This is a genomic window from Alteromonas sp. ABH2_165, from assembly GCF_056159945.1.
In genome coordinates, this window is the sequence record NZ_JBSWWF010000002.1 from 72,708 (window position 1) to 94,060 (window position 21,353).

Here is a 21,353-nt window from a genome sequence, read left to right on the forward strand (position 1 = left end):
ATCAGCGCAATTTCACTGGTTGTTTTTATGCTGATGGTCTAAGTCTGCAAAATCCGATCTAAAGGATTACCGCTTACACATTTTTTTCTGCCGGTGTTTGCAGTATTCTCGAAGATCTCTTTGCTTATCACTAATTTTCATGAGTAATTTCACCTGGCAACGTGCTGTTATTAAAGTAGGCAGCGCACTCATTGCGCCAGACGGTAATAACGTCAGCGCAAAATACCTGCTTCCTCTCGCTCGATTCATCACCGAGAGCCGTGCGGCAGGAAAGGAAGTCATTGTTGTTTCGTCTGGAAGCGTAGCGGCCGGACGGGGCCGGGTGGTAATAAACCACCCCGCATCCATTGCTGAAAAACAGGCCATGGCAGCCATTGGCCAGATGCAGATGATGGCGAACTGGCAGCGATTTTTCGACTGTCCCTGTGCGCAGGTTCTACTTACTGCCGAAGACCTGCGTGATCGAACCCGCTACGTGAATATTAAAAATACCCTTCGTGAACTGCTTATTCATGAAGCGCTGCCTATCGTCAATGAGAACGACACCGTGGCAGTGGCGGAACTGAAGGTGGGTGATAACGATAATCTTGGCGCTTACACGGCGCTGGTGGCGCAGGCCGACACGTTAATTATCTGTTCTGACATCGACGGCCTTTACACCGCCGACCCACGCAAAAATCCAGATGCCACTTTAATTCCTGTGGTGGAATCCATAACACCGGAAATTTATGGTTTGGCGGGTGGTGCCGGAACGGCAATGGGCACCGGCGGCATGCGAACAAAAATCGAAGCGGCAGATAAATGTGCCCAAAGTGGTATTCAGACACTGATTGTTAATGGCCGCGACGGCAAGGTATTTGACGCATTGCTTAAAGGGCATTGTCCGGGTACGGTATTTTCAGCTCAGCAATCACGCCAAACGGCAAGGTCACTGTGGCTTACTCATACATTGAAAACGCGCGGTGTGGTGGATATCGACGCCGGCGCCAAACGGGCGATCACCGAGCGAGGTGCATCGCTCTTGCCTTCGGGTGTTATCGGAGTAAATGGTAAGTTTGCTGCCGGCGATGCCATTGAACTGCGTTGCGACGGGCAAGTGTTAGCCAAGGGGCTGGCACTGTACGACGCCAAAGATCTGCTGCAGATAAAAGGGCAGAAGAGCAGTCAGATCCAACACATTCTGGGTTATGACTATGGTGAAGTGATCGTTCACCGTGATGACTTGGTACTGTTACCATAAACTGAATTTTTGCGTGTCCTTGGCCGGCGCGCTTCGCAAGGAGAGTAAAGATGACGGATTTCGCCCCCGCATTAAGCGACTATCCCTATCAGGTAAAACTGACATCCCGTCAGGAAGACAACGACGAAAACGGCTTCATCAATAACGTGGCGTTTTACAGCTTTTTCAATACCGGCGTTAACATGTTCCTGCAGAATCACTGTCCGCAAGCGTTCGAGCATGAGGGCATTACGGCGTATGTCGTGAGCTCTCAGTGCCAGTACATGTCGCCTGCCTCCTTCCCTGACGATATTTTTGTTGGTCTTCGTGTGGCAAAAGTCGGGCGCAGCTCGGTAACCTACGGGTTGTCGGTGTATGCCGGTGAAACCAAACGTCGTGTCGCTCATGGTTTGTTCGTGCATGTTTATGTAGAGCGCCATACCGATAATGCAGTGCCTATTCCGGCGGATGTCAAAGATGCACTGTTAACGTTCTCTGAGGAGTTTTAATGAAAGCGGTATTGCTGGACGCCGATACACTTAAACCTGAAGAGTTAGACTTAACCGGTCTTACTGCATTGCCAATTTCGCTCACCCAATATGCAACTACCACCGCGGATGAGCGTATTGCGCGGATAAAAGACGCCGAAATTATTTTGGTGAACAAAGTGGTACTCGATGCCGAAGTGCTGGCTCACGCCAGTGCTTGCAAATATATCGGTGTGTTGGCCACTGGCACCAATAATATCGATAAGGCGTATTGTCAGGAGCAGGGTATTCACGTAGCGAATGTAGAGGGGTACGGTACTGATGCGGTGGCGCAGCATGCGCTTATGCTGATGCTAAATATTGCTACGTCTTGTCCAGCCTATGCTGCCGATGTGGATGCGGGTAAATGGGCTGCTGGTCCGCACTTTTGCTTGCTTGATCATCCGGTCATGGAGCTGGCGGGAAAAAATCTGGTTATTGTCGGTTATGGTGAGCTTGGACAACGCTTTGCTGCCATGGCAAAGGCTCTGGGGATGAGTGTACAGGTTGCTGCCCGCCCGGGAAAAAGTGACGACGAAAGGCCTTCGTTAGATGCGCTGTTACCCGATGCGGATGTGGTTTCGTTGCATTGCCTGCTTTCCGAAGATTCAAAGCACCTGATCAACGCTGAGCGGCTTAAAGTAATGAAGCCAACGGCGTTATTGGTGAATACCGCCCGAGGGGCGCTTATTGATGAATCTGCACTGCTAAGTGCGCTTAAAAACGGCGAAATTTTGGGTGCAGGGCTAGACGGGCTTTCACAAGAGCCGCCTCCGGCTGATCACCCGTTACTAAATACCGGCCTCAAAAACTTACTGATTACGCCACACTCTGCTTGGTTGGCGAAAGAGGCGCGCCAGCGCTTAGTCAACATCGCTACGGGCCACTTAAAAGCCTTTTTATCGGCATAACCCTTCATCGATTTGTTAGATAACATTTCACTTTGTTTAAGAAGTGGAATGTTATTTAACAGCGTGCTGAACCCTTGTCGTCCATTTATTCCCTCTGGCTGCTTCTAACCTACTGCCCTTATTGAATTTTCTCATGTGAGCTTGTTTGCCCTCTATTGGCATTGCCTTTGCTAACTACACTAAATAAAAGCACCGCTAAAACGGTTTGCAAATAACTCGTTCAATAATAAATAAAAGGGTTTCACCATGAAATTATTTGCCAAGGTCAGCTTACTGGCCGCACTTGCTGCTCTGGTTCCTTCTGTTGCGTTTGCGCATACCGGCACGGGTTTTCATTCCCATGGCCTTATGGCGGGTCTGGCTCACCCAGTGATGGGCTGGGACCATCTGGTGGGATTGCTGGCCGTAGGTTTCTGGAGTATGACGCTGGTTAAAAGCCAGCAGACAAAAGTTATCACCACCTTTTTTGCAATGCTGATGTTAGGTTTTGTTGCCGGAGCATCGGGTATTGCGTCGTCTGCCGTAGAAAGTGGAATCGCTGCGTCAGTGCTGCTCGCAGGCTTGCTATTAATACGTAATCGCCAATTTGCAATGCCTGCGGCAGCGTTTTTTGCCACTTTCTTCGCCGTGTTTCACGGTATCGCTCACGGCGCTGAGGCATCCGTTGGCGCGTCTTTCGAATTCGCCGTTGGCTTCATGTTAAGCAGTGCCATGCTGTTTGCGTGTGGTGCATTGTTTCAGATGGTATTTGCACAGCGTTTCGCTGCAGTGCGTTATATTGCGGGAGCCGGCGTTGCCTGTGCCGGTTTAGGAATGATGGCGTTCTGATAGTAAGACAAGTCGCGGGCCCACCGCTGATCCGGTGGCCACCCGCGGCGATTTCGTTAGCAAATTCGCGGCAGTTGTTCTCCTACCAGCATATCCATAATGCGTTCGCCGCCGAAAAACGTTTTTACCACAACTCTACCCGCTTTACCTTCCGCTACTTCTCCAATAATGGCTGCGTCCTTTCCCGCAGGATGCGCACGCATAGCCGACAGCACGGTATCGGCAGATCCTGCTGGTACGGCAGCCACAAGCTTTCCTTCGTTGGCGAAGTACAACGCTTCGAGGCCAAGAATTTCACAAACACCGCGAACTTCTTCACGAATGGGCACCGCTTCATCATCCAGACGAATACTTACCTGAGATGACTCTGCAAACTCACAGAGCACAGTAGCGACACCACCACGGGACGCATCGCGAATTGCATGGATATCGGGACACACTGCCAGCATAGCTTGAACTAAGCCATGTAGAGGCTGACAGTCGGTTTTTAGCTCGACGTCCAGCGCCAGATCGCCACGGGCGTTTAAAATAGCCGCACCATGATCGCCAATGAAGCCATTCACGATGATTTTATCTCCGGTCTGGCAGCGCTTCGCTGAGATATTTACGCCGTCAGGGATCACGCCGATACCCGTGGTGTTGATAAAGCATTTATCGCCTTTACCTTTCGGTACCACTTTGGTGTCGCCGGTGACAATCATCACACCGGCTTCATCTGCAGCCTGCTTCATTGAGGTAACGATACGCCGTAACTGTTCCACTGGCATGCCTTCTTCGAGGATCATGCCGCACGACAGATATTTAGGCATTGCGCCAGACACGGCTAAATCGTTTACTGTGCCATTTACTGCCAGCGTACCGATGTTACCTCCGGGGAACTCAATTGGATCTACAACGTAGGAATCGGTAGTGAATGCTAACTTCGCTCCTTGTTGTTGGAGCGCGGCTAAGTCGAAACGCGCCTGATCTTCCAATCCGTTTAAATGTTCGTTATCGAAGGTGCCGACAAAGACATCGTCGATAAGATCGCGCATGGCTTTGCCGCCAGCACCATGCGCCATGGTAATGGTGGCGGCTTTTAAAGTATGTTTTGACATTGCAACTACCCTGCTTGATGTACGTCTATCTTGCCGTAACTGTAGTAGGCAGAACAGGCGCCCTCGGTGGATACCATCAGCGCGCCGACGGGCGTTTCTGGGGTACAGTCTTCGCCGAACGCAGTGCAATCCCACGGCTTCAGTGCGCCTTTGAGTACTTCGCCGCACTGACAGGATTTAGGATCTTCAACTTGCAGCGTGGCCACTGAGAATGCTCGTTCTGCATCGAATTCTTTAAACGCTTGGCGGATCTTCACGCCAGACTCAGCAATAGAACCCAAGCCCCGCCATTCAAAGTGCTCACGTACCTCAAACACCTCGTTCACCGCCGCCATGGCGTTCAGGTTGCCTTGTTCCGGCACAATCCGAGCGTACTGGTTTTCAACTTCGGCACGTCCATCGCGTAATTGCTCCACCACCATTAATAGCGACTGTAAAATATCCAGTGGTTCAAACCCGGCAACCACCAACGGGCGGTTGTAGTGAGAGGCGATGAAATTATAAGGTTGTTTACCAATCACCATGCTTACGTGTCCCGGCCCGAGAAAACCGTCGATAGACATGCCCGGCTCATCCAGAATCGCCTTCATGGTTGGAATAATGGTGATGTGGTTGCAGAAAAGATAAAAGTTGTTCAGTCCTTCACGCTTCGCCTGCATCACGGTAAGCGCGGTGCTGGGCATAGTGGTTTCAAAACCGAGGCCAAAAAACACCACCCGCTTGTGCGGGTTTTCCCGGGCGATAGCCAGCGCATCCATCGGAGAGTACACCATACGCACATCACAGCCTTCGGCGCTGGCCTGCTGCAGGCTCTTCTTCGAGCCCGGTACCCGCATGGCATCACCAAAGGTGGTGAAAATCACATCCGGCTGTTCGGCAATGGCGATACAGTCGTCCACCCGGCCCATTGGGAGCACGCAGACCGGGCAGCCCGGGCCGTGCACCATCTCAATGCCTTTGGGCAGCAATCCTTCCAGGCCATAACGAAAGATAGAGTGAGTGTGGCCACCGCAGACTTCCATAATTTGCAGCGGACGCTCCTTAGCACGTGGAATGTCTGCCACTACCTCGTGGAGTTTTTTCAGTACCTTGCGGGCAAGGGCCGGATCGCGGAATTCATCAACGTATTTCATTATGCTCTGCTCCCCGATTGCGTCATGGCGTCCATTTCTTCCTGCAGCTCGCCAATTTCTTTCAATATCTCCAGCGTGCGCTGTGCTTCGTCTTCATCAATGAGGCTCATGGCGAAACCCACGTGAATGAGCGCCCAGCTGCCGATAACGTCAGATTCGGGCTGATCCGGGGTGTAAACGCAGCTCAGATTCACTTCACGCTTTACACCAAGAATACTGGCGACGCCAAACTGGCCGCCTTCTCTGACCTCAACGATCTGGCCCGGAATACCTAAACACATAATGACTCCTAATGTTTGGGGCGATCGGTGATGTCGCCCTTATCGAGGTCGTAGCGTTCCAGTTTGGAGCGTAAACCGACCCGGGACAGGCCCAGTTCCAGAGAGGCGCTGCTTTTGTTCCAGCGATGGCGGATGAGGGTTTCCCGCAGAATGCGTTTTTCCAGCATCTCCACACGTTCTTTCAGTGTACCGTCCAGATTCGCCAGCAGTTCCAGTTCTCCGCGTTCGGATTCCGGTGAAGCGCGCAGGATACGGCTTTGTAGCAGGTCGGCAGTTAGTAAATTACCCTCTGCCATCACCAGCATGCGGCGGACTTCGTTCTGTAATTCGCGTACGTTACCCGGCCAGTGGTAGCGAGCCATACAGGCCAGCGCTTCATCGCTGAAGCCGTTAACCTGCTTGTCGAACTGCGACATCGCGGTATCGAGAAAATGGTTCGCCAGAACAGGTATATCAATTTTGCGACGCGACAGCGCAGGGAGTTCCATGGGGACTTCGGCCAGTCGGAAATAGAGATCCTGACGGAAGCGCCCGGCGCGGACTTCTTCTTCCAGATCACGGTTAGTAGAGGCTACCACCCGCACATTAATTTTGCGGCGTTGCTGATCGCCCAAACGACGTATCTCCCGCTCCTGTAAAACTCGCAGCAGCTTTACCTGAAAGGCCGGGCTTATTTCGCCAATTTCATCAAGGAAAATGGTACCGCCATCGGCTTGTTCAAACAGACCTACGTGATCGGTGATCGCGCCGGTGAAGGAGCCCCGCTTGTGGCCGAACAGCTCTGAAGCCAGCAGTTCATCGGGCATGGCACCGCAGTTTTCCACCACAAAGGGTTTGTCGGCGCGCAAGCTGTTGTAATGCAATGCGCGAGCGAACAGCTCTTTACCGGCACCGGACGGACCGCTGATCAACACTGACACATCAAAAGGCGCTATTTTCTCTACCTGCGCGCACACGGCATTCAGTGGACTGTTCTCGTGGCGCTTGATCCCTTCCAGACGGAAGCTTTGTTGCAACTTGCTGCGTTTGTGTTGAACTCGCGACTCTGACTCCATTTCTGTGAGTCGCATTTCCATATTCAGCAAATCGTTTTCCTGCTGAAACGACACCATGTTACAAGCGCTACGCACGGTGGAAATCAGATTATCCGGGTGCCAGGGCTTGGTAATGTACTGGAAAATCCCGGCGTCATTCAGGCCACGAATAATATCTTCTGACTCGGTGTAACCCGACAGAATAAGACGGCCCACCTGAGGCCAGCGCTCTCGCACTTCTGTAAGTAAATCTACGCCGGTACGCTCGGGCATACGTTGGTCGCAAAGAATCACATGAACCGACTCGCTTTCCAGTACTGACAGCGCTTCCGACGCATTTGCTGCGGTGAATACATCAAAATCGTCATCCAGTGTCCGTTCAAGGGTTTCCAGTGAACGCAACTCATCATCAACGCAGAGTACCGCTGGGCGGCTGGCAACGGCGGTCATAGCAGATCCCGAAGGCTGGCTGCTTCCGCCTCAAGTTTCTCTAAACGCTGTCTGATGTGTTTAGAACGGTGCGCATTCAACCAGGACAGCCAGGTTTCCATGCCTTCACCACTACGTGCTGAGATCTGGATGATTTCAATGTCTGGATTTACCTGACGGGCGTAATCGATGCACTTGTCTACATCAAAATCCAGATGTGGCAGCAGATCGGTTTTGTTCAGCAGCATCAGCTTAGCGGCATGGAACATATCCGGGTATTTCAGCGGTTTATCTTCCCCTTCGGTAACCGACAAAATGGCGACCTTGGCGGCTTCGCCCAAATCGAAAGCCGACGGGCACACCAGGTTGCCTACGTTCTCAATAAACAACACGCCGCCAGACAGATTGTCGAAGTTTTCCATGGCATGACCCACCATGTGGGCATCGAGGTGGCAACCTTTACCGGTATTGATTTGGATAGCGGGCACACCGGTTTCGCGAATGCGGTCAGCGTCGTTGGCGGTTTGTTGATCGCCTTCAATTACGGCCATCGGGAACTGTTCGTCGAGGGCTTTGATCGTTTCTGTGAGCAGTGTGGTTTTACCGGAACCCGGACTCGATACCAGGTTCAGCGCCAGCACCGAGTCGCGTGCAAATGCGGCACGGTTGCGGGCGGCGTACTGATCGTTTTTACCCAGAATATCCTGCTCAATTTGAATCATCCGCGACTGGCTTAAACCTGGTACATGGGCGTGGGCCGGGCCTTTACCAAAGTGAATGTTGTGACCTTCTGCATGCACATGATTGTGATCATGATTGTGGTCATTCCCATGATCATGTGTGTGACCGTGGTTGTGCTCATGAGCGTGAGCATGGCCATCATGCGCGTGCGCATGATGATGGTGACCATCGTCATGCTGGTGGTGATGACCTTCGATTTTTACTTCACCTTCGGAACAACCGCATACAGTACACATATCAGGCTACCTCTAATTCTTTAATTCGCATTTCATCACCCTGGGTTACTTGCAACTGGTAACTGCCGCAATGACTACAGCTGTCATAACGTTGGGTAATAGAGACTGTTTCGCTGCACTGCAGGCAGTAAGCCACACCAGGGAGCGAGATGATAGTGAGTTTGGCACCTTCTGCCAGACTGCCTTTCATAACCACGTCGAAGCAGAATGTCAGGGCATTTGCATCGATATTGGCCAGTGGGCCGATTTCCAGCCACACTGCTTTTACTTTTTCGTACTGCTGAGTCGCGGCCTGATCTTCTAAGACCTGAAGAATGCCTTCAGCAATGGACATTTCATGCATGGCTTACCTCACTTTTCCAGCTCACGCAGGGATCTATCATTTTTATCATTGTGTCCACCACAGTGGTGGCATTGTCTGCGTCGACTTTCATACCATTACACACAGAGTACAAGGATCCTCGAGGATGAAAATTCCATTCTGTGGGGGCCACAATAGCATAATCCTCTATGACCCACTGTTCACCAAGCTGTCGCAGCTCCACTTTATGCAGCAAGGTACCTCGGGCAGTTTCTGCTAAGCCTATGCCATGGCGTTGAATTCCGGCGTCGGGCAGAAGGCGACGCATGTTTCTGGGTATGGTGGCAAAGTCGTTGATCAAGGCCGACAACCGATTAACGAATACGTTGTCATCTTGATTGCCTGCCCGGGCGAAACAACCGGATTCCCGCGGTTTGCCATTGATCGACGGGAGCTTACAAAATGCCGCCCTGTCGCCGTTATCAAGTTCGTCTAAAACACTATCGAGGTCTGTCTGTACCGAAAGATCCAGTGTGTCTGCCCCTGCACCAAAGGATAAGTTACTGAATAAGGCGGCTGTCTCGGCGTGATGGTTTACTACCCATTCTCTAAGCAAGTCCGGATTTTTAAGTTCGCCCAATGGCGCGCTGAACATTGCTATGATTAAGGTTTCTAAGGCGGCAACGTGGCTGTTGTAGTCCTGGGTGTCTTCTTTTGCTACGGCGTTAAGTTGTAGTGACCAGCGAGCCTTTTGATGACACTGGGCAAACCAAGCGGTAAGCCTGCCCATAATCACGTCTTTACCGGCCACCCAATGTTGCAGCAGGCTAATGCCCAGTTCTCTTGCCGATTCAGCCATGACCAGAAATGCCCTGGCTCGGCGGGTGGGCTCTGATACGGTGATAGACTGCGCCGACTCCATCGCTTTTAAAGACGCTACGGTTTGCGCGACGGCACAAACATTAAAGATCAGCGGTAATGCCCCAACAACCTGTTCCACGGGCTTATCACGAAACCAGGCAGTGAGATGTCGGGGGCGACTGTTGATGATGTCTACAATGGTCAGTTGGCCCTGTTTCCACAAGGCATTTACCTGGATTTCCCCGGCGCTGAACGACGTCACAGCTCCACCTCGTTGTCTAATCCGGTAACGGTTGCAGAAAATTTGCCACGCATGAATGCTCTGCGACTGACACCGGGGTCGTCTGATGTCGTCAACTCGGACGCGGCCAGCGCTTTTGCTTCCGTTTGCGCCGCGTCTTCCCTCGACGCCTCTTCATTGATAATCTCAGTGCGGCGCTGATGCTCGTCTTTTAGCAGCTGCCGCTCTGACACGCTATTTTCGTCTTCCTGCATAATGAAACTTAGCGCACTTATCGCGACATCTTCTGCAACGGACTGGGCTTCAAATTCCCACATGGGTGAGAACAATGAACAAATTCCGTAGCGACCCAGGGCACTATCTTCTGACGCGGTAAATTCAAACATGCCGGAAGGCAAGACCAACGCAAAGGTTTCACCACAGTCAGGCAGCGCAGGATGCAGCAACAGTAAGTTCATGCACCACGGCGTTACCACAGCAAACAGCGAATGCTGACAAGGTGTCGCCACCGCGTCACTGCAAAATACAGACAATGCGGGATTGTACACCGGCAGATCGCACATTTTGCTATCGGCTTGCTGATAGAACGCCATGATGTCAGAGCGTGTTATCATCAGTCTTTTCCGGTCACCATGAACTGATCTTTATCACCATCGCACTGAGGGCAGCGCCAGTGTTCGGGCAGTTGCGTAAATGGCGTGCCCGGTGGGATCTGCTCAATATCATCACCCTCGGCGGGGTCGTAAACATACCAGCAAATCTTGCATTCCAGACAGGCGTCATCGCTGATACGGCTGGCATCACCCATAAAACTGCCTTCAAAGCCCTGATAGTTCATGCTTTCCTCACACCAGTACGTCACGAATTTCGTGCAGGCGTTCAGCCGAATCTTCCAGATCTTCCGGTGCCGCACAGCCCACCGCTGGAATATCTACTATCTCGAGGGTATCGAGAATTAACTGATCGGTGCTGTTGTAGTACTGCACACGCCACAGGTTTTCCACGTTGGTGGCGGTGATGCGGCAGTTGCCATAACCTCGCGACAGCATGGTGACAGGACCTGTGCCAGTGAAGTAGGTTAAACAACCATGATCTTCAGGAGAAAATGGCAGCAGCGACAGATTGATGACATGGGGGATTGCCGTTTTGTCCTGGCTGTATTTCTCTGACACTTCTGCAATTTCTACCAGTACCGACGGCGCGTTTAGCAGGTTAGTTGGCAAGCTGGCAAGTTTGGGGGTAAGCGGCTCTGCTTGACTAAATGCCAGTTCGCGGACTGCCACAGGAATATCGGCAACTTCAATGATGTCTGAGGAAAGTTCCTCACCAATCCACGAGCGAACACGCCAAACACCTGCCATCACCGTTTCCTGAATTTGATAGGCTTCGGTACCCTCAATACGGATACTGACTTCTCCTTCTCCCAGCAGGTTATTCAGCAGGGAAAGATCTGGCGCAGGCAGCGACTTAATACTGAAGCGGCTTGAAGGCTGGTCCACCTCGTAGTGGTCTAGCGCATGTTGTAGCTGCTCCAGCACGGCAACGGCATGCGGACAGGACTGTACGTCTTCTGCTTCTGGCAAAATAGGCATGTCATAAGTGTGCATTGCGCCCGGCATTTTCATGTAGTCGAGCACCATATCGCCCTCGTCCTGACTACCCGGACCAATGGGTACTGCACCGACATTACGAATTGGAATTTGATTATCCATAGTGATCTCCTTGTAAGCGCCGCCTAGTGGCCGCAGCTGGCTGGGCCAGGGTTAAACACAACCGGGGTACCAATGCCCGGATCACAAGTAGGCTCTTTTGAAAGCAGGTCGGAAATCATCGACATGTATTCGTCCCAGTTGCGAACTTTGGTAATGTCGCCGAGGTATTTCCCTTGTTTCAGAAATACCAATGCCGGGTAGGCGCGAAAATTATAGCGACCGCGTAGCTCGCGCTCATAATTGGTAGACACCACGGCTGGCGTTAGTTTGGGAAAAGCTTTAATCAGTTCTGGCAGAATCACTGCCACGTCATTCGATTCGGGGAACTGTTTGGGTTGCTCAGTGAGAAACAGTACTGAGAATTCTTCTTCCTGAATGAAGGACTCAAAATTTTCTTCCGACAAGTGCGGGTAATTCAGTTCTTCTATCAGTCTTTCTACTAATGGTGAGGGCATGGGCTGACTTCTTATTTAGCGTGTTGTTGAGTTAACCGGGTTTAATTGAGACTTCAGATGTTCTGGCAGTTCCGGCTCGCGATCATTAAGATCAGCGAACAGCGACTGGTCATAGTCGAGGGTGCCATTCATTACCTGAGTGAGTGCTTTTAATGCATCGGCGATATTCTTTGCGCGATTGGCAGACACGACTTCCCGGGCGGCACCAAGAAAAACCAGCACCCAAGTGCCTTCTTTCTGCGGGCCAACTAACTGCATGTCTACCCATTGCTCATCCTGACTATCACCACACAGGGCGCGTAGGCCGTCGTTCTGAATAACCTGAAGCGGAATGCCGGTACACATCAGTGCGCCTCCTGTTCACCTTGAGCTGGCGGGAAAAAGCGAATATCACCGGTGCGGCAAGCCGAGGCTTCATCCGGTCGGCCTTGTTCGTAATCGCTCAGATTCAGCTGTTCGGGCGACAAGGCATGGTTATTGGTTTGTTGCTTCTGCGCGGTAATGCCGAAGTCTGTTAAATAGTTCAGGGCGGTATCGATGGCGGGCTCGATTTGCGCTTTGACCACATCTCGCAGACTGCCGCCGAAATCTTCCAGTTCTTCCGGCTGACAGCCAACAAGCAGTAAGGCTGACGGGTAGTTGCCTGTGAACTCGGCCATGGCCAGTACTTCCTGGAACCCGGTTTGGTGAAGACTCATTTTCTTTGCGCCCATGAATTTAGGCACATCATCGTTATATACCACTTTCAGCGTGCCTGGCGCTAAACCATAGTCGATGGCATCAAACACCACTAAAACATCGGCTTCCTGAACGTGCTGCACCAGGTAAATACCCTGGGTGCCACCGTCCATCAGCTTTACATCGCCTTCAAACACATAGTCCTGATTAAGTGCTTCGATGCAGCGTACGCCAAAACCTTCATCGGCCCAGAGCACGTTGCCAATGCCTAAAATTAATACTTTCTTACTGTTCATACCCGCCTGCTTATCTTGTTATTCGTTAAAGGGCTGTAAAGTAATGTTTAAAATTTTTGTTGTTTAGTCTTTCAGGTATTACAAACTCTGTGCCAATCGAGGAAAAAGGCAGAAAGCCAGTATTGGCGGGGTGTAACGGGGAGCGTTACAGAACGTGATAAATTTTGATTGGAAATTAACTTATCAATTTTATGCTATATCGGAAAGTTTCTTTTCTTTTGCGGCTTGTTGCGCTTGATAGAGATCCCAGCGTTGTTGCTTTTCGAGCCAGAACATGGCGGGCGTCTTCAAAAACATGCCGAGACGTAATGCAGTATCCGCTGAAATAGCGCGGCGGCCCTGAACGATTTCATTCACCCGGCGACGGGAAATTTTCAGTTCTGCCGCCAGACGAGACTGGGTAATTTTCATGGGGGTGAGATAACACCGGGCCAGAAATGCGCCGGGATGCTCGGCTTTTTTACAGCCAGGGTTGCAGGGTGAGGAAATGGAAGTAATGTCACACATAGGCAGGGAATACGCGCCTGCAAAGGCGCGTATATTCTCGGTTAGTCCGGCTTGTCATCTTTGAACATCCGCCAGCCGCTTACCATGGTGGAGATCAGGCTTTGGCGTGACATGATGTCTTCACGGATGGCCACGTACACGTGGATCATGATGAAGGTGATGATCCACCACATGCCCACACGGTGCCAGGTGTGTACACCCTGACTCTGACCAAATAGCGGGATGACCCAGCCAAACATCACGTCGGCCCAGCTGCCCTGCCCAAGGCCCTCGCTATACAGTGCGAAGCCAGTCACGATCATAAAAATAATGCCGAGCACAAAAAGTACAAACATACCCAGTTGTGCCAGCGGGTTATGACCCACGTATTTCTTCGGCGTTTTCTCCATAAACGAGTACCAGCGGATCTCGTGCCACACTTCTTTCCACCAGGCTTTACGGAAAACCTTGGGATAGAAAAGCTCTCTGGCGTGACTATTGCCCACAATCGCCCAGTAAATCCGACCGATAAAGGCAATAGTCACCACGTAGCCCGCGGCAAAGTGCGCGAAACGGATATAGCCCATCAGGAAGTTCTCACTGGCCTCACCCGGCTGCGTTGGCAAAGGCACACCAATGAAGTACCCGGTCACGCATAGTGTGAGCACGCTCAGTACCGTTACCCAGTGCCATAGCCTTACGGGTGCCTGGTATACATAAACGGCGGTTTGTTTGCGTACCAGTTCCTTTTCTTTGCCATCACGATGATTATCCACCAGCTCTTTTTTTTCTACGGTTGATGTCATGACGTTCTCCTGCGTTAGCGCAATGCCTTAGCGAACCTTAACTTTTGTCAGTTCCTGACCATCTTCGGCCATTACGTGGGTAGAACACGCCAGACAGGGGTCGAAACTATGCAGGGTACGCAGAATCTCAACCGGTTCATCAGGACGTTCCATGGGGGTGTTAAGCAGCGAGGCTTCAAAGGCACCAATGTTGCCGTTGGCATCGCGAGGGGAGCCGTTCCATGTAGTTGGTACCACCGCCTGATAGTTCTCTATTTTACCGTCTTTAATTTTGATCCAGTGACCCAGCGCGCCGCGCGGTGCTTCGTTTATGCCCACACCTTTGGCCTCTTTTGGCCAAGTGCTCGGGTCCCATTTCTCAACGTTAGCCGTTGATGAATCGCCGCCTTTGATGTTGGCAACTAACTGATGCCAATCGTCCAGCATAGAATCCACACAGAGTTCAGAGTCCAGCGCTCTGGCGAGGGTACGACCTAAGGTAGAAGGCAGGAATTGTTTCAAGCCGAGATCCATTCCGGTAGCAGAGTTGAATGCGTGCAGTGAGCGGTCAACCTGCTCTTTGATGTATTCCTTACCGGACGCATAGCCGATGATATAACGGGACAGCGGACCCACTTCCATGGCATGACCTTTCCAGCGTGGCGACTTGATCCAGCTGTACTTGGCGCTTTCATCCAGTTCTTTAATGTTGGTTTTGGTGCCCTTGAAGTTCGGGCCCAGTTCGAATTTTGCTTCGGTTTCACCATCCCATGGGTGCAGACCTTTCGCACCATTGGCGTACTGATACCAGCTGTGGTCAACGAACTCCTGAATTTCATCTGGGTTACGCACATCTACAGGGTGAATCTCGTCCCAGTTGCCGCCGATAATTGCGCCTGCCGGTACCAGGTCTGTGCTGCGATCGCCGGGCACCACCGTGTGTGTGCCGTAGCTCATCACGTTGTGGGCTGCCAGACCGCCGCCGTACAGCCAGTCTTTGTACAGCGTGGCAATGGCGATAACGTCAGGGATGTACACGTTCTTGATGAAGGCTTCGGCTTCGCGGATACGCTCCAGCACGAAGTTCAGGCTGGTCATGTTCACCGGTGCGCCGGACGAGCCGGTGCCATCCAGGTTAATCGCACAGGCCACGCCGCCTACCATGTAGTTCGGGTGCGGGTTCTTACCGCCGAAAATGGTGTGGATCTTGACGATTTCCTTCTGCATATCTAGCGCTTCCAGATAGTGCGCTACCGCCATCAAATCCGCTTCCGGTGGCAGTTTGTATGCAGGGTTGGTCCAGTAACCGTTAGCGAACAGACCTAATTGGCCGCTTTCAACGAATTTCTTGATACGGGTTTGCACATCTTTGAAGTAGCCTGGGCTGGATTTCGGATGGGCAATGGACACTTTTTTCTGTAAATCGGAGGTTTTCACCGGATCGGCTTTCAGCGCGTTAACCGGGTTAACCCAATCCAGCGCGTGCAAGTGATAAAAGTGCACCACGTGATCGTGAATATTCAAAGTTTTATCCATCAGGTGCCGGATGATGTGTGCGTTCAGCGGGATATCGATGCCTAATGCATCTTCTACCGCTCGGACACTGGTCAGCGCGTGACAGCCGGTACAAACACCACAGATACGTTCTACGAACGCCCACGCGTCGCGCGGGTCACGGCCTTTCAGGATCACTTCCAAACCACGCCACATGGTACCGGTGGATACCGCGTTACGAATAATATTGTCTTTATCGACGTTCACTTCGCAGCGCATATGACCTTCAATGCGGGTCACCGGATCGACCACAATCCGACGGCCACTGTTGTCCAGGCTGCTTGAATTTAAATCATTCATTATTCTTGTTCTCCTTTATGCTGTGCGCGCTTCACAGCACTCGCTGCGGCGTGGGCAGCAATGGCGGCACCAACGCCACCAGCAACAGTCATACCGATTTCATCGGCGTTTTTCTCAATACCAAATTGTTTGATGTCGGTGAGGCGATCGTAGAACGAGCCTTTGTCCCAGAAGCCGTCTTCGGAACAACCGATACAGCCGTGACCGGCCTGGATGGGGAACGAGGTACCTTCGTTCCAGCGTACCGTAGAGCAGGCGTTATAAGTGGTTGGCCCTTTACAGCCCACTTTGTACAGGCAGTAACCCTTACGCGCGCCTTCGTCATCCCATTGCTCTACAAACTGGCCTGCATCGAAGTGCGGACGACGGTAGCATTTGTCGTGAATACGTTGGCTGTAGAACATCTTTGGACGACCCTGACGGTCAAGCTCCGGCACGCGGCCGAATGTGAGCATGTAGGTAATAACGCCGGTCATGACTTCGGCAATAGGTGGACAACCCGGTACTTTGATGATGGGCTTGTCTTTAATGACTTTGTGGATAGGCACGGCCTGGGTCGGATTAGGCTTAGCAGCCTGCACGCAGCCCCACGATGCACAGGAACCCCAGGCAATAATCGCGGCGGCATCTTTGGCCGCGTGTTTCAGCTGGTCGAGGAACGGTTTACCACCCACGATACAGAACATACCGTCTTCATTCAGCGGCGGGTTACCTTCTACGGCGAGAATGTATTTACCTTTGTATTTCTGGATGGTTTCCTCAAGGATTGCTTCCGCTTGGTGTCCGGCAGATGCCATCAGGGTATCGTCGTAATCCAGTGAAATCATCGACAGCACCACGTCTTTTACCAGCGGGTGGGCTGAACGGATGAAAGATTCTGAACAACAGGTACATTCCAAACCGTGTAACCACAGAACGGGCGTCCGCTCTTTGGTTTCCATGGCATGGGCAATGCGAGGTGCGAATGCCGGGCCAAGGCCCAACGCTGCCGCAGTCAGGCTGCAGTACTTAAGAAAACTTCGACGGGTAATTCCCTGCCGACGCATGACGTTATAAAAAGTTTCCAATTGGGACATGGTGGGTCCTCCGCATACTTCTGCTGAAGACGAAATAATCTCGCGTGTACCGTGCCTGTTCGATGATTGGGTATTAAGCAAGTTATCCGGCTATTCAGCGGATTTTTGTTTTTTTGTTTGGTGCAACAATTTCTTTAATGCAACCAGACAGATAGCAAACACCAGACCAGATCGGAATTGCTTTTAATAACAGTAAGTTAACAATTTTAGAGGCGGGAATTGGTTTGTTAGCTTTCCACTGGAGAACGAAACTGGAAAGTCGGTTATCAGTAAAAACAGAGGTGTTCAGGCAGGTGTTGTGCGGGCCAGCGTGATCAGCGCCTGACCAAAGGCAATACCGGCATCGTTAGCGGGAATGCGCTGATGGCTGAGTACGGTGAACCCAGCTTGCTGCAACTGCTGTTGAAGCAAGCCCTGCAGTAAACTGTTCTGCATGACACCACCGGAGAGAACCACAGTACGGAAGTGTTTCTGCTTTTGGATATTCTGCGCTAAGCAGGTGAAAGCCGTTGCCATTGATACATGGAATCCCTTGGCAATATTGGACTTATCTTCGCCCTGTCCGAGCGCGTCTATCATTTCCAGTAGCATGGGGCCGGGATCAATACGTCCTTCCGTATCGGGTGTCAGAGTAAATGGCTTCGCAGGAAGCTGCCCGTTCTCAGCCAGCTTTTGCAGGGCAACGGCTGACTGACCTTCGTAGCTGATCTGATTGTCGTAACAACCAAGCAGGGCAGCAACGGCATCGAATAAACGCCCGGCAGAGCTGCTAAGCGGGCAATTGAGCTGCTTATCTATCATCTTCGACAGCGTGGCTGCCGTGGGGGATGCCAGTGTTTTTGGTAATCCGGGAACCGCGATCACGCGTTCTCTAATGTCTTGCTCACTCAGTAAGAGATATAACTGGCCAAACAGACAACGCCAGGGCGCGAGAATTGCCTGTGTGCCGCCGGGTAGTGGTGCGGGTTTGAGTCCGCCCAGTCGTTCTGCTTGCTGATAGTTGCCAAACAGCACTTCGCCGCCCCAAAGCGTACCATCGGTGCCAAGACCCGTGCCGTCAAGGCAAATGCCGAGGAGGTTTTCACTGCTCAGTGGAACGTCATTGTCTCCCATACAGGCTGCCATATGGGCATGGTGATGCTGAGTTTTACTTATCGGCGAATCAACATAAAACGAAGAATCTTCTTCATCGGCACAGCGCTGCGCGTAGCCACTGGAAAGGTAATCGGGATGCAGATCGCAACTTATTTGTGACGGGGAAAACTGATATAAGTCGCGGTACAGTGCGAGTGTCTGCTCCCAGGCATCGAAGGTACGGGCATCACTGAGATCGCCCATGTGCTGTGAGATTACAGCGTTGGGCCCCTGGGTCATGCAGAAGGTGTTTTTCAACTCCGCCCCCAGGGCCAGAATGCTGTGCTCTGTTGAAAAGCCTTCCGGTAGCGGTAGCACCAGCGGTGTATAGCCGCGGGCTAGTCGTAGTGGCTGTAACCGGGAGCCCGTTTCATTTGGTAGCACCTGCATGACGGAGTCATCTACCCGGTTGTGGATAGGCCGGTTATGCATCACAAATACGTCGGCAATATCACATAGCTGGCTTCTGGCATCCTCGTTGTCGATGGCTTGGGGCTGCCCAGAGGCGTTGCCGCTGGTCATTACCAGCGGGAAATCCACCGCGTCCATTAGTAACAGGTGAATGGGCGTGTAAGGCAACATAATGCCAAGGCGATTGGTATCGGGTGCTATCGTGTCAGCCAATGGCTTACCTGTAAGCAGCTTACCCGATGGGCTATGGGGCGTTGAAGACGCTTTAGCACAATCTTCTTTAGGCGGGACAAGTACTACCGGAGCCTGGGGCGACTTCAGCAGCGCGATTTCCTCATTGCCCAGGTGGGTATAGTCACTGGCCTGTTCGATGTTTCTCATCATCAGGGCAAACGCCTTGTGCGGGCGTCGTTTACGTTCGCGCAGCGTGTTTACGGCCTGCTGGTTCGTTGCATCGCAGACCAAATGAAATCCACCCAGCCCCTTCAGCGCAATAATCTTCCCCTCGCGAAGCGCGGCGGCAATATCGGTAAATGGCGAACTGGAAACTAACTTTTCACCCTGGCTATCTTCCAGCCACAGCGTTGGCCCGCAGTCAGGGCAAGCTACCGGCTGAGCGTGAAAGAGCCGGTCTGCAGGGTTCTGATACTCAGCTGCACAAGCATCACAAAGCGGAAAATCCGCCATCGTCGTGCTTGCCCGGTCGTAAGGCAGGGTTTTAATGATGGATAGCCGGGGCCCGCAATTCGTGCAGTTCAGGAACGGATATTGGAAGCGACGATCTGCGGGATCGAAAAGCTCGTTTCGGCAGTCTTCACAGGTGGCAGCATCGGGCGGACAACCGGTGTTAACCGCGTTGCTCACAGATTCGGTGATGGTGAACGATGTCGGCCCTACGTTGATAAAAATCGGAGTCAGAATAACGCTGTTGATGCGTGATAAGGGCGGTGCGTTATCACGAATCGACGCCACAAAAGTGTTGGCTTCGGCTTCTTCGCACTGCACTTCAATCAGCACGCCCTCGCCGTCATTAAAAATATGTCCGCACAGGGATAATTCATTAGCCAATCGCCAGACAAATGGCCGAAAGCCCACACCCTGTACCAGACCAGTAATGCGGATATGAAAACCGTTGGTTTCAGACGTTGTCATGGCGTATGAATAATCAGGCTAGTGCACCGTGCAGGCCATGCACGGATCAAAAGAACGGACGATGTGCTGTACGGCCACCGGCTCAGTCTCGCCCGGACGTACCGGCGCGCCTTCTAATGCCTGCTCCAATGCACCTGGAATACCGAAGCTGTCTCTGGGGGAAAAGTTCCAGCTGGTGGGGGCCACAATCTGATATTGCGAAATTTTACCCTTTTTAATTTCTATCCAGTGTCCCAGTGAGCCACGGGCGGCTTCCACCAAACCAATGCCTCGCGCACTGTCGGGTAGCTTGGTTTCGTGGCGAAATGGCGCAGAAGGGTCAATGGCTTTAGCCCATGCTTGCATGGCGGGGATCACGCTTGCCAGTTCCAGCAGGCGGGCGACGATTCGAGAATGTACATTCGCGCCGTTAGCAGCAACTAATGCTTCAATCAGCGGGTTTCGATTCAGCATTTGACGGGCAATAGCGCCGGTTTCCATCACGTGATTATCCAGCCTGGGTGATTTACACCAGCTATACGCGTTGTCGTTATCCAGATCGGGCGTGGTTTCGCCCTGCATTGGATTTACCGGTGCAGACAGGGGCGTTAACCAGCTGTGAGCATGATCTTCCGTGACTGCGGAAATGGTCACGTCTGTGCGTTTACCTTTAATCAACTGGCCCGGTGCAAACAGGTGTCCTTCGGTCAGTGGGTACGCGCCATAACTTAAAAAGTTGCCAGGGCCCCTACCGAGTTTATGTAGCTCCAACTCCTCGCTGATGTGCAGAAAACGGCTAAAATCGCTGTGATCCCAGCTTTTCGATGCCTGCCACGCTTTGAGTTCATCTATTGAAGACAACTTGTTGATGGTATCGAGATTGTCGCCAAACAATTCAGATTCTAAAAATTTGCGGAACGCAGAAATAATGGTTACCACACGAATGCGTTCGGCACGGTCGATGGCACGTGCGGAGCCGTCCGGCTGAATGGTGAGGGTGTGCGGCCACTTGCCTGCCATTAACCCCATCAGATGCAGGAAGGCCGCGCGAGCGGGCAGCATGACTGCAGTGGCGCTGCCGGATGTCGCTTTAAAGCGGTTGGTTATTTCTGCAAACCAGGGCTTGTCGGCATACAGGTCGCGGGCAAAATCTGGCATGAAGAATAGATAGAAATGGGTGAGCAGATCGGTCATGTTCTCATTGGCGAGAATCAAGTTGGTGGCTAACTGGCCGTTACGAGGCATCTCAATACCCATGCAATCAGCCAGTGCCCGGGCGGCAGCAACCGATTGGGTTACTGAACAAATGCCGCAAATCCGTGGCGTGTACACCAGTGCATCTAATGGGGCTTTGCCCAGCATGATTTGCTCGAAACCCCGATAAAGGGTTGAGTTCACTTCGGCGCTGTCGACCTGTCCGTTCTGGATATCCAGGGCAATTTCTAAATCCCCCTCAACGCGGTTAAACGGGCCTGCAACGATTCTGCTCATAGGGT

Annotated in this window: 23 protein-coding genes; 4 read left to right on the plus strand and 19 right to left on the minus strand. The window is 52.1% G+C overall.

Features of this window, described 5'->3' with window-relative positions:
• Positions 1–139 precede the first annotated feature (139 nt).
• The 4 genes from proB (at position 140) to ACXAFQ_RS04930 (ending at position 3,485) form a co-directional block, all read left to right on the plus strand.
• Positions 140–1,240, plus strand: coding sequence for a glutamate 5-kinase (gene proB / locus ACXAFQ_RS04915; protein WP_474818533.1), 1,101 nt, complete (start codon positions 140–142; stop codon positions 1,238–1,240).
• A gap of 50 nt (positions 1,241–1,290) precedes the next feature.
• Complete coding sequence (locus ACXAFQ_RS04920) at positions 1,291–1,728, plus strand: acyl-CoA thioesterase (RefSeq protein ID WP_070124394.1); 438 nt, start codon at positions 1,291–1,293, stop codon at positions 1,726–1,728.
• A complete protein-coding gene (locus ACXAFQ_RS04925) occupies positions 1,728–2,657 on the plus strand; it encodes a D-2-hydroxyacid dehydrogenase (protein ID WP_474818535.1) in 930 nt (309 codons plus the stop codon). The genes ACXAFQ_RS04920 and ACXAFQ_RS04925 overlap by 1 nt, the downstream gene beginning before the upstream one ends.
• Before the next feature lie 246 nt (positions 2,658–2,903).
• A complete protein-coding gene (locus tag ACXAFQ_RS04930; RefSeq protein ID WP_474818537.1) occupies positions 2,904–3,485 on the plus strand; it encodes a HupE/UreJ family protein in 582 nt (193 codons plus the stop codon).
• Positions 3,486–3,541: 56 nt separating this feature from the next.
• On the opposite strand, the gene hypE is transcribed toward ACXAFQ_RS04930, so the two are convergent.
• The 19 genes from hypE to ACXAFQ_RS05025 form a co-directional block, all read right to left on the minus strand.
• A complete protein-coding gene (gene hypE / locus ACXAFQ_RS04935) occupies positions 3,542–4,582 on the minus strand; it encodes a hydrogenase expression/formation protein HypE (RefSeq protein ID WP_474818539.1) in 1,041 nt (346 codons plus the stop codon).
• Positions 4,583–4,587: 5 nt separating this feature from the next.
• A complete protein-coding gene (gene hypD / locus ACXAFQ_RS04940) occupies positions 4,588–5,715 on the minus strand; it encodes a hydrogenase formation protein HypD (protein WP_474818540.1) in 1,128 nt (375 codons plus the stop codon).
• The gene (locus ACXAFQ_RS04945; RefSeq protein WP_474818542.1) at positions 5,715–5,996 is read right to left on the minus strand and encodes a HypC/HybG/HupF family hydrogenase formation chaperone; all 282 of its coding nucleotides are present in this window, start codon (positions 5,994–5,996) and stop codon (positions 5,715–5,717) included. The genes hypD and ACXAFQ_RS04945 overlap by 1 nt, the downstream gene beginning before the upstream one ends.
• Positions 5,997–6,004: 8 nt before the next feature.
• Complete coding sequence (locus ACXAFQ_RS04950; protein WP_474818546.1) at positions 6,005–7,480, minus strand: sigma-54-dependent transcriptional regulator; 1,476 nt, start codon at positions 7,478–7,480, stop codon at positions 6,005–6,007.
• Positions 7,477–8,436: a hydrogenase nickel incorporation protein HypB gene (hypB, locus tag ACXAFQ_RS04955; protein WP_474818549.1), complete on the minus strand. Its 960-nt coding sequence runs from the start codon at positions 8,434–8,436 to the stop codon at positions 7,477–7,479. The genes ACXAFQ_RS04950 and hypB overlap by 4 nt, the downstream gene beginning before the upstream one ends.
• A 1-nt stretch (position 8,437) precedes the next feature.
• Complete coding sequence (gene hypA, locus ACXAFQ_RS04960; RefSeq protein WP_474818551.1) at positions 8,438–8,779, minus strand: hydrogenase maturation nickel metallochaperone HypA; 342 nt, start codon at positions 8,777–8,779, stop codon at positions 8,438–8,440.
• A complete protein-coding gene (locus ACXAFQ_RS04965; RefSeq protein ID WP_474818554.1) occupies positions 8,772–9,860 on the minus strand; it encodes a hypothetical protein in 1,089 nt (362 codons plus the stop codon). Before ACXAFQ_RS04965 ends, hypA begins: the two co-directional genes overlap by 8 nt.
• Positions 9,857–10,453 carry a [NiFe]-hydrogenase assembly chaperone HybE gene (gene hybE, locus ACXAFQ_RS04970; RefSeq protein ID WP_474818556.1) on the minus strand — a complete coding sequence of 199 codons (597 nt, stop codon included), beginning with the start codon at positions 10,451–10,453 and terminating at the stop codon, positions 9,857–9,859. Before hybE ends, ACXAFQ_RS04965 begins: the two co-directional genes overlap by 4 nt.
• On the minus strand, positions 10,453–10,701 hold the full coding sequence (locus ACXAFQ_RS04975; RefSeq protein WP_474818560.1) for a rubredoxin: 249 nt from the start codon (positions 10,699–10,701) through the stop codon (positions 10,453–10,455). Before ACXAFQ_RS04975 ends, hybE begins: the two co-directional genes overlap by 1 nt.
• Positions 10,685–11,551, minus strand: a complete 867-nt coding sequence (locus ACXAFQ_RS04980) for a hydrogenase expression/formation protein (protein WP_474818561.1) — start codon at positions 11,549–11,551, stop codon at positions 10,685–10,687. The genes ACXAFQ_RS04975 and ACXAFQ_RS04980 overlap by 17 nt, the downstream gene beginning before the upstream one ends.
• Before the next feature lie 23 nt (positions 11,552–11,574).
• The gene (locus ACXAFQ_RS04985) at positions 11,575–12,006 is read right to left on the minus strand and encodes a hypothetical protein (RefSeq protein WP_474818562.1); all 432 of its coding nucleotides are present in this window, start codon (positions 12,004–12,006) and stop codon (positions 11,575–11,577) included.
• Between the two features lie 15 nt (positions 12,007–12,021).
• Positions 12,022–12,351, minus strand: a complete 330-nt coding sequence (gene hypC / locus ACXAFQ_RS04990) for a HypC/HybG/HupF family hydrogenase formation chaperone (RefSeq protein WP_474818565.1) — start codon at positions 12,349–12,351, stop codon at positions 12,022–12,024.
• The gene (locus ACXAFQ_RS04995) at positions 12,351–12,980 is read right to left on the minus strand and encodes a HyaD/HybD family hydrogenase maturation endopeptidase (protein WP_070124418.1); all 630 of its coding nucleotides are present in this window, start codon (positions 12,978–12,980) and stop codon (positions 12,351–12,353) included. The genes hypC and ACXAFQ_RS04995 overlap by 1 nt, the downstream gene beginning before the upstream one ends.
• Positions 12,981–13,169: 189 nt before the next feature.
• Positions 13,170–13,487 carry a HigA family addiction module antitoxin gene (locus ACXAFQ_RS05000; RefSeq protein ID WP_474818567.1) on the minus strand — a complete coding sequence of 106 codons (318 nt, stop codon included), beginning with the start codon at positions 13,485–13,487 and terminating at the stop codon, positions 13,170–13,172.
• A gap of 41 nt (positions 13,488–13,528) precedes the next feature.
• On the minus strand, positions 13,529–14,272 hold the full coding sequence (gene cybH / locus ACXAFQ_RS05005; RefSeq protein WP_474818570.1) for a Ni/Fe-hydrogenase, b-type cytochrome subunit: 744 nt from the start codon (positions 14,270–14,272) through the stop codon (positions 13,529–13,531).
• Between the two features lie 27 nt (positions 14,273–14,299).
• Positions 14,300–16,105: a nickel-dependent hydrogenase large subunit gene (locus ACXAFQ_RS05010; protein ID WP_070124423.1), complete on the minus strand. Its 1,806-nt coding sequence runs from the start codon at positions 16,103–16,105 to the stop codon at positions 14,300–14,302.
• Complete coding sequence (locus ACXAFQ_RS05015) at positions 16,105–17,181, minus strand: hydrogenase small subunit (RefSeq protein WP_070124425.1); 1,077 nt, start codon at positions 17,179–17,181, stop codon at positions 16,105–16,107. The genes ACXAFQ_RS05010 and ACXAFQ_RS05015 overlap by 1 nt, the downstream gene beginning before the upstream one ends.
• Positions 17,182–17,466: 285 nt before the next feature.
• On the minus strand, positions 17,467–19,878 hold the full coding sequence (gene hypF, locus ACXAFQ_RS05020) for a carbamoyltransferase HypF (protein WP_474818575.1): 2,412 nt from the start codon (positions 19,876–19,878) through the stop codon (positions 17,467–17,469).
• 18 nt (positions 19,879–19,896) lie between these two features.
• On the minus strand, positions 19,897–21,348 hold the full coding sequence (locus ACXAFQ_RS05025; protein WP_474818577.1) for a nickel-dependent hydrogenase large subunit: 1,452 nt from the start codon (positions 21,346–21,348) through the stop codon (positions 19,897–19,899).
• Positions 21,349–21,353: the final 5 nt, after the last annotated feature.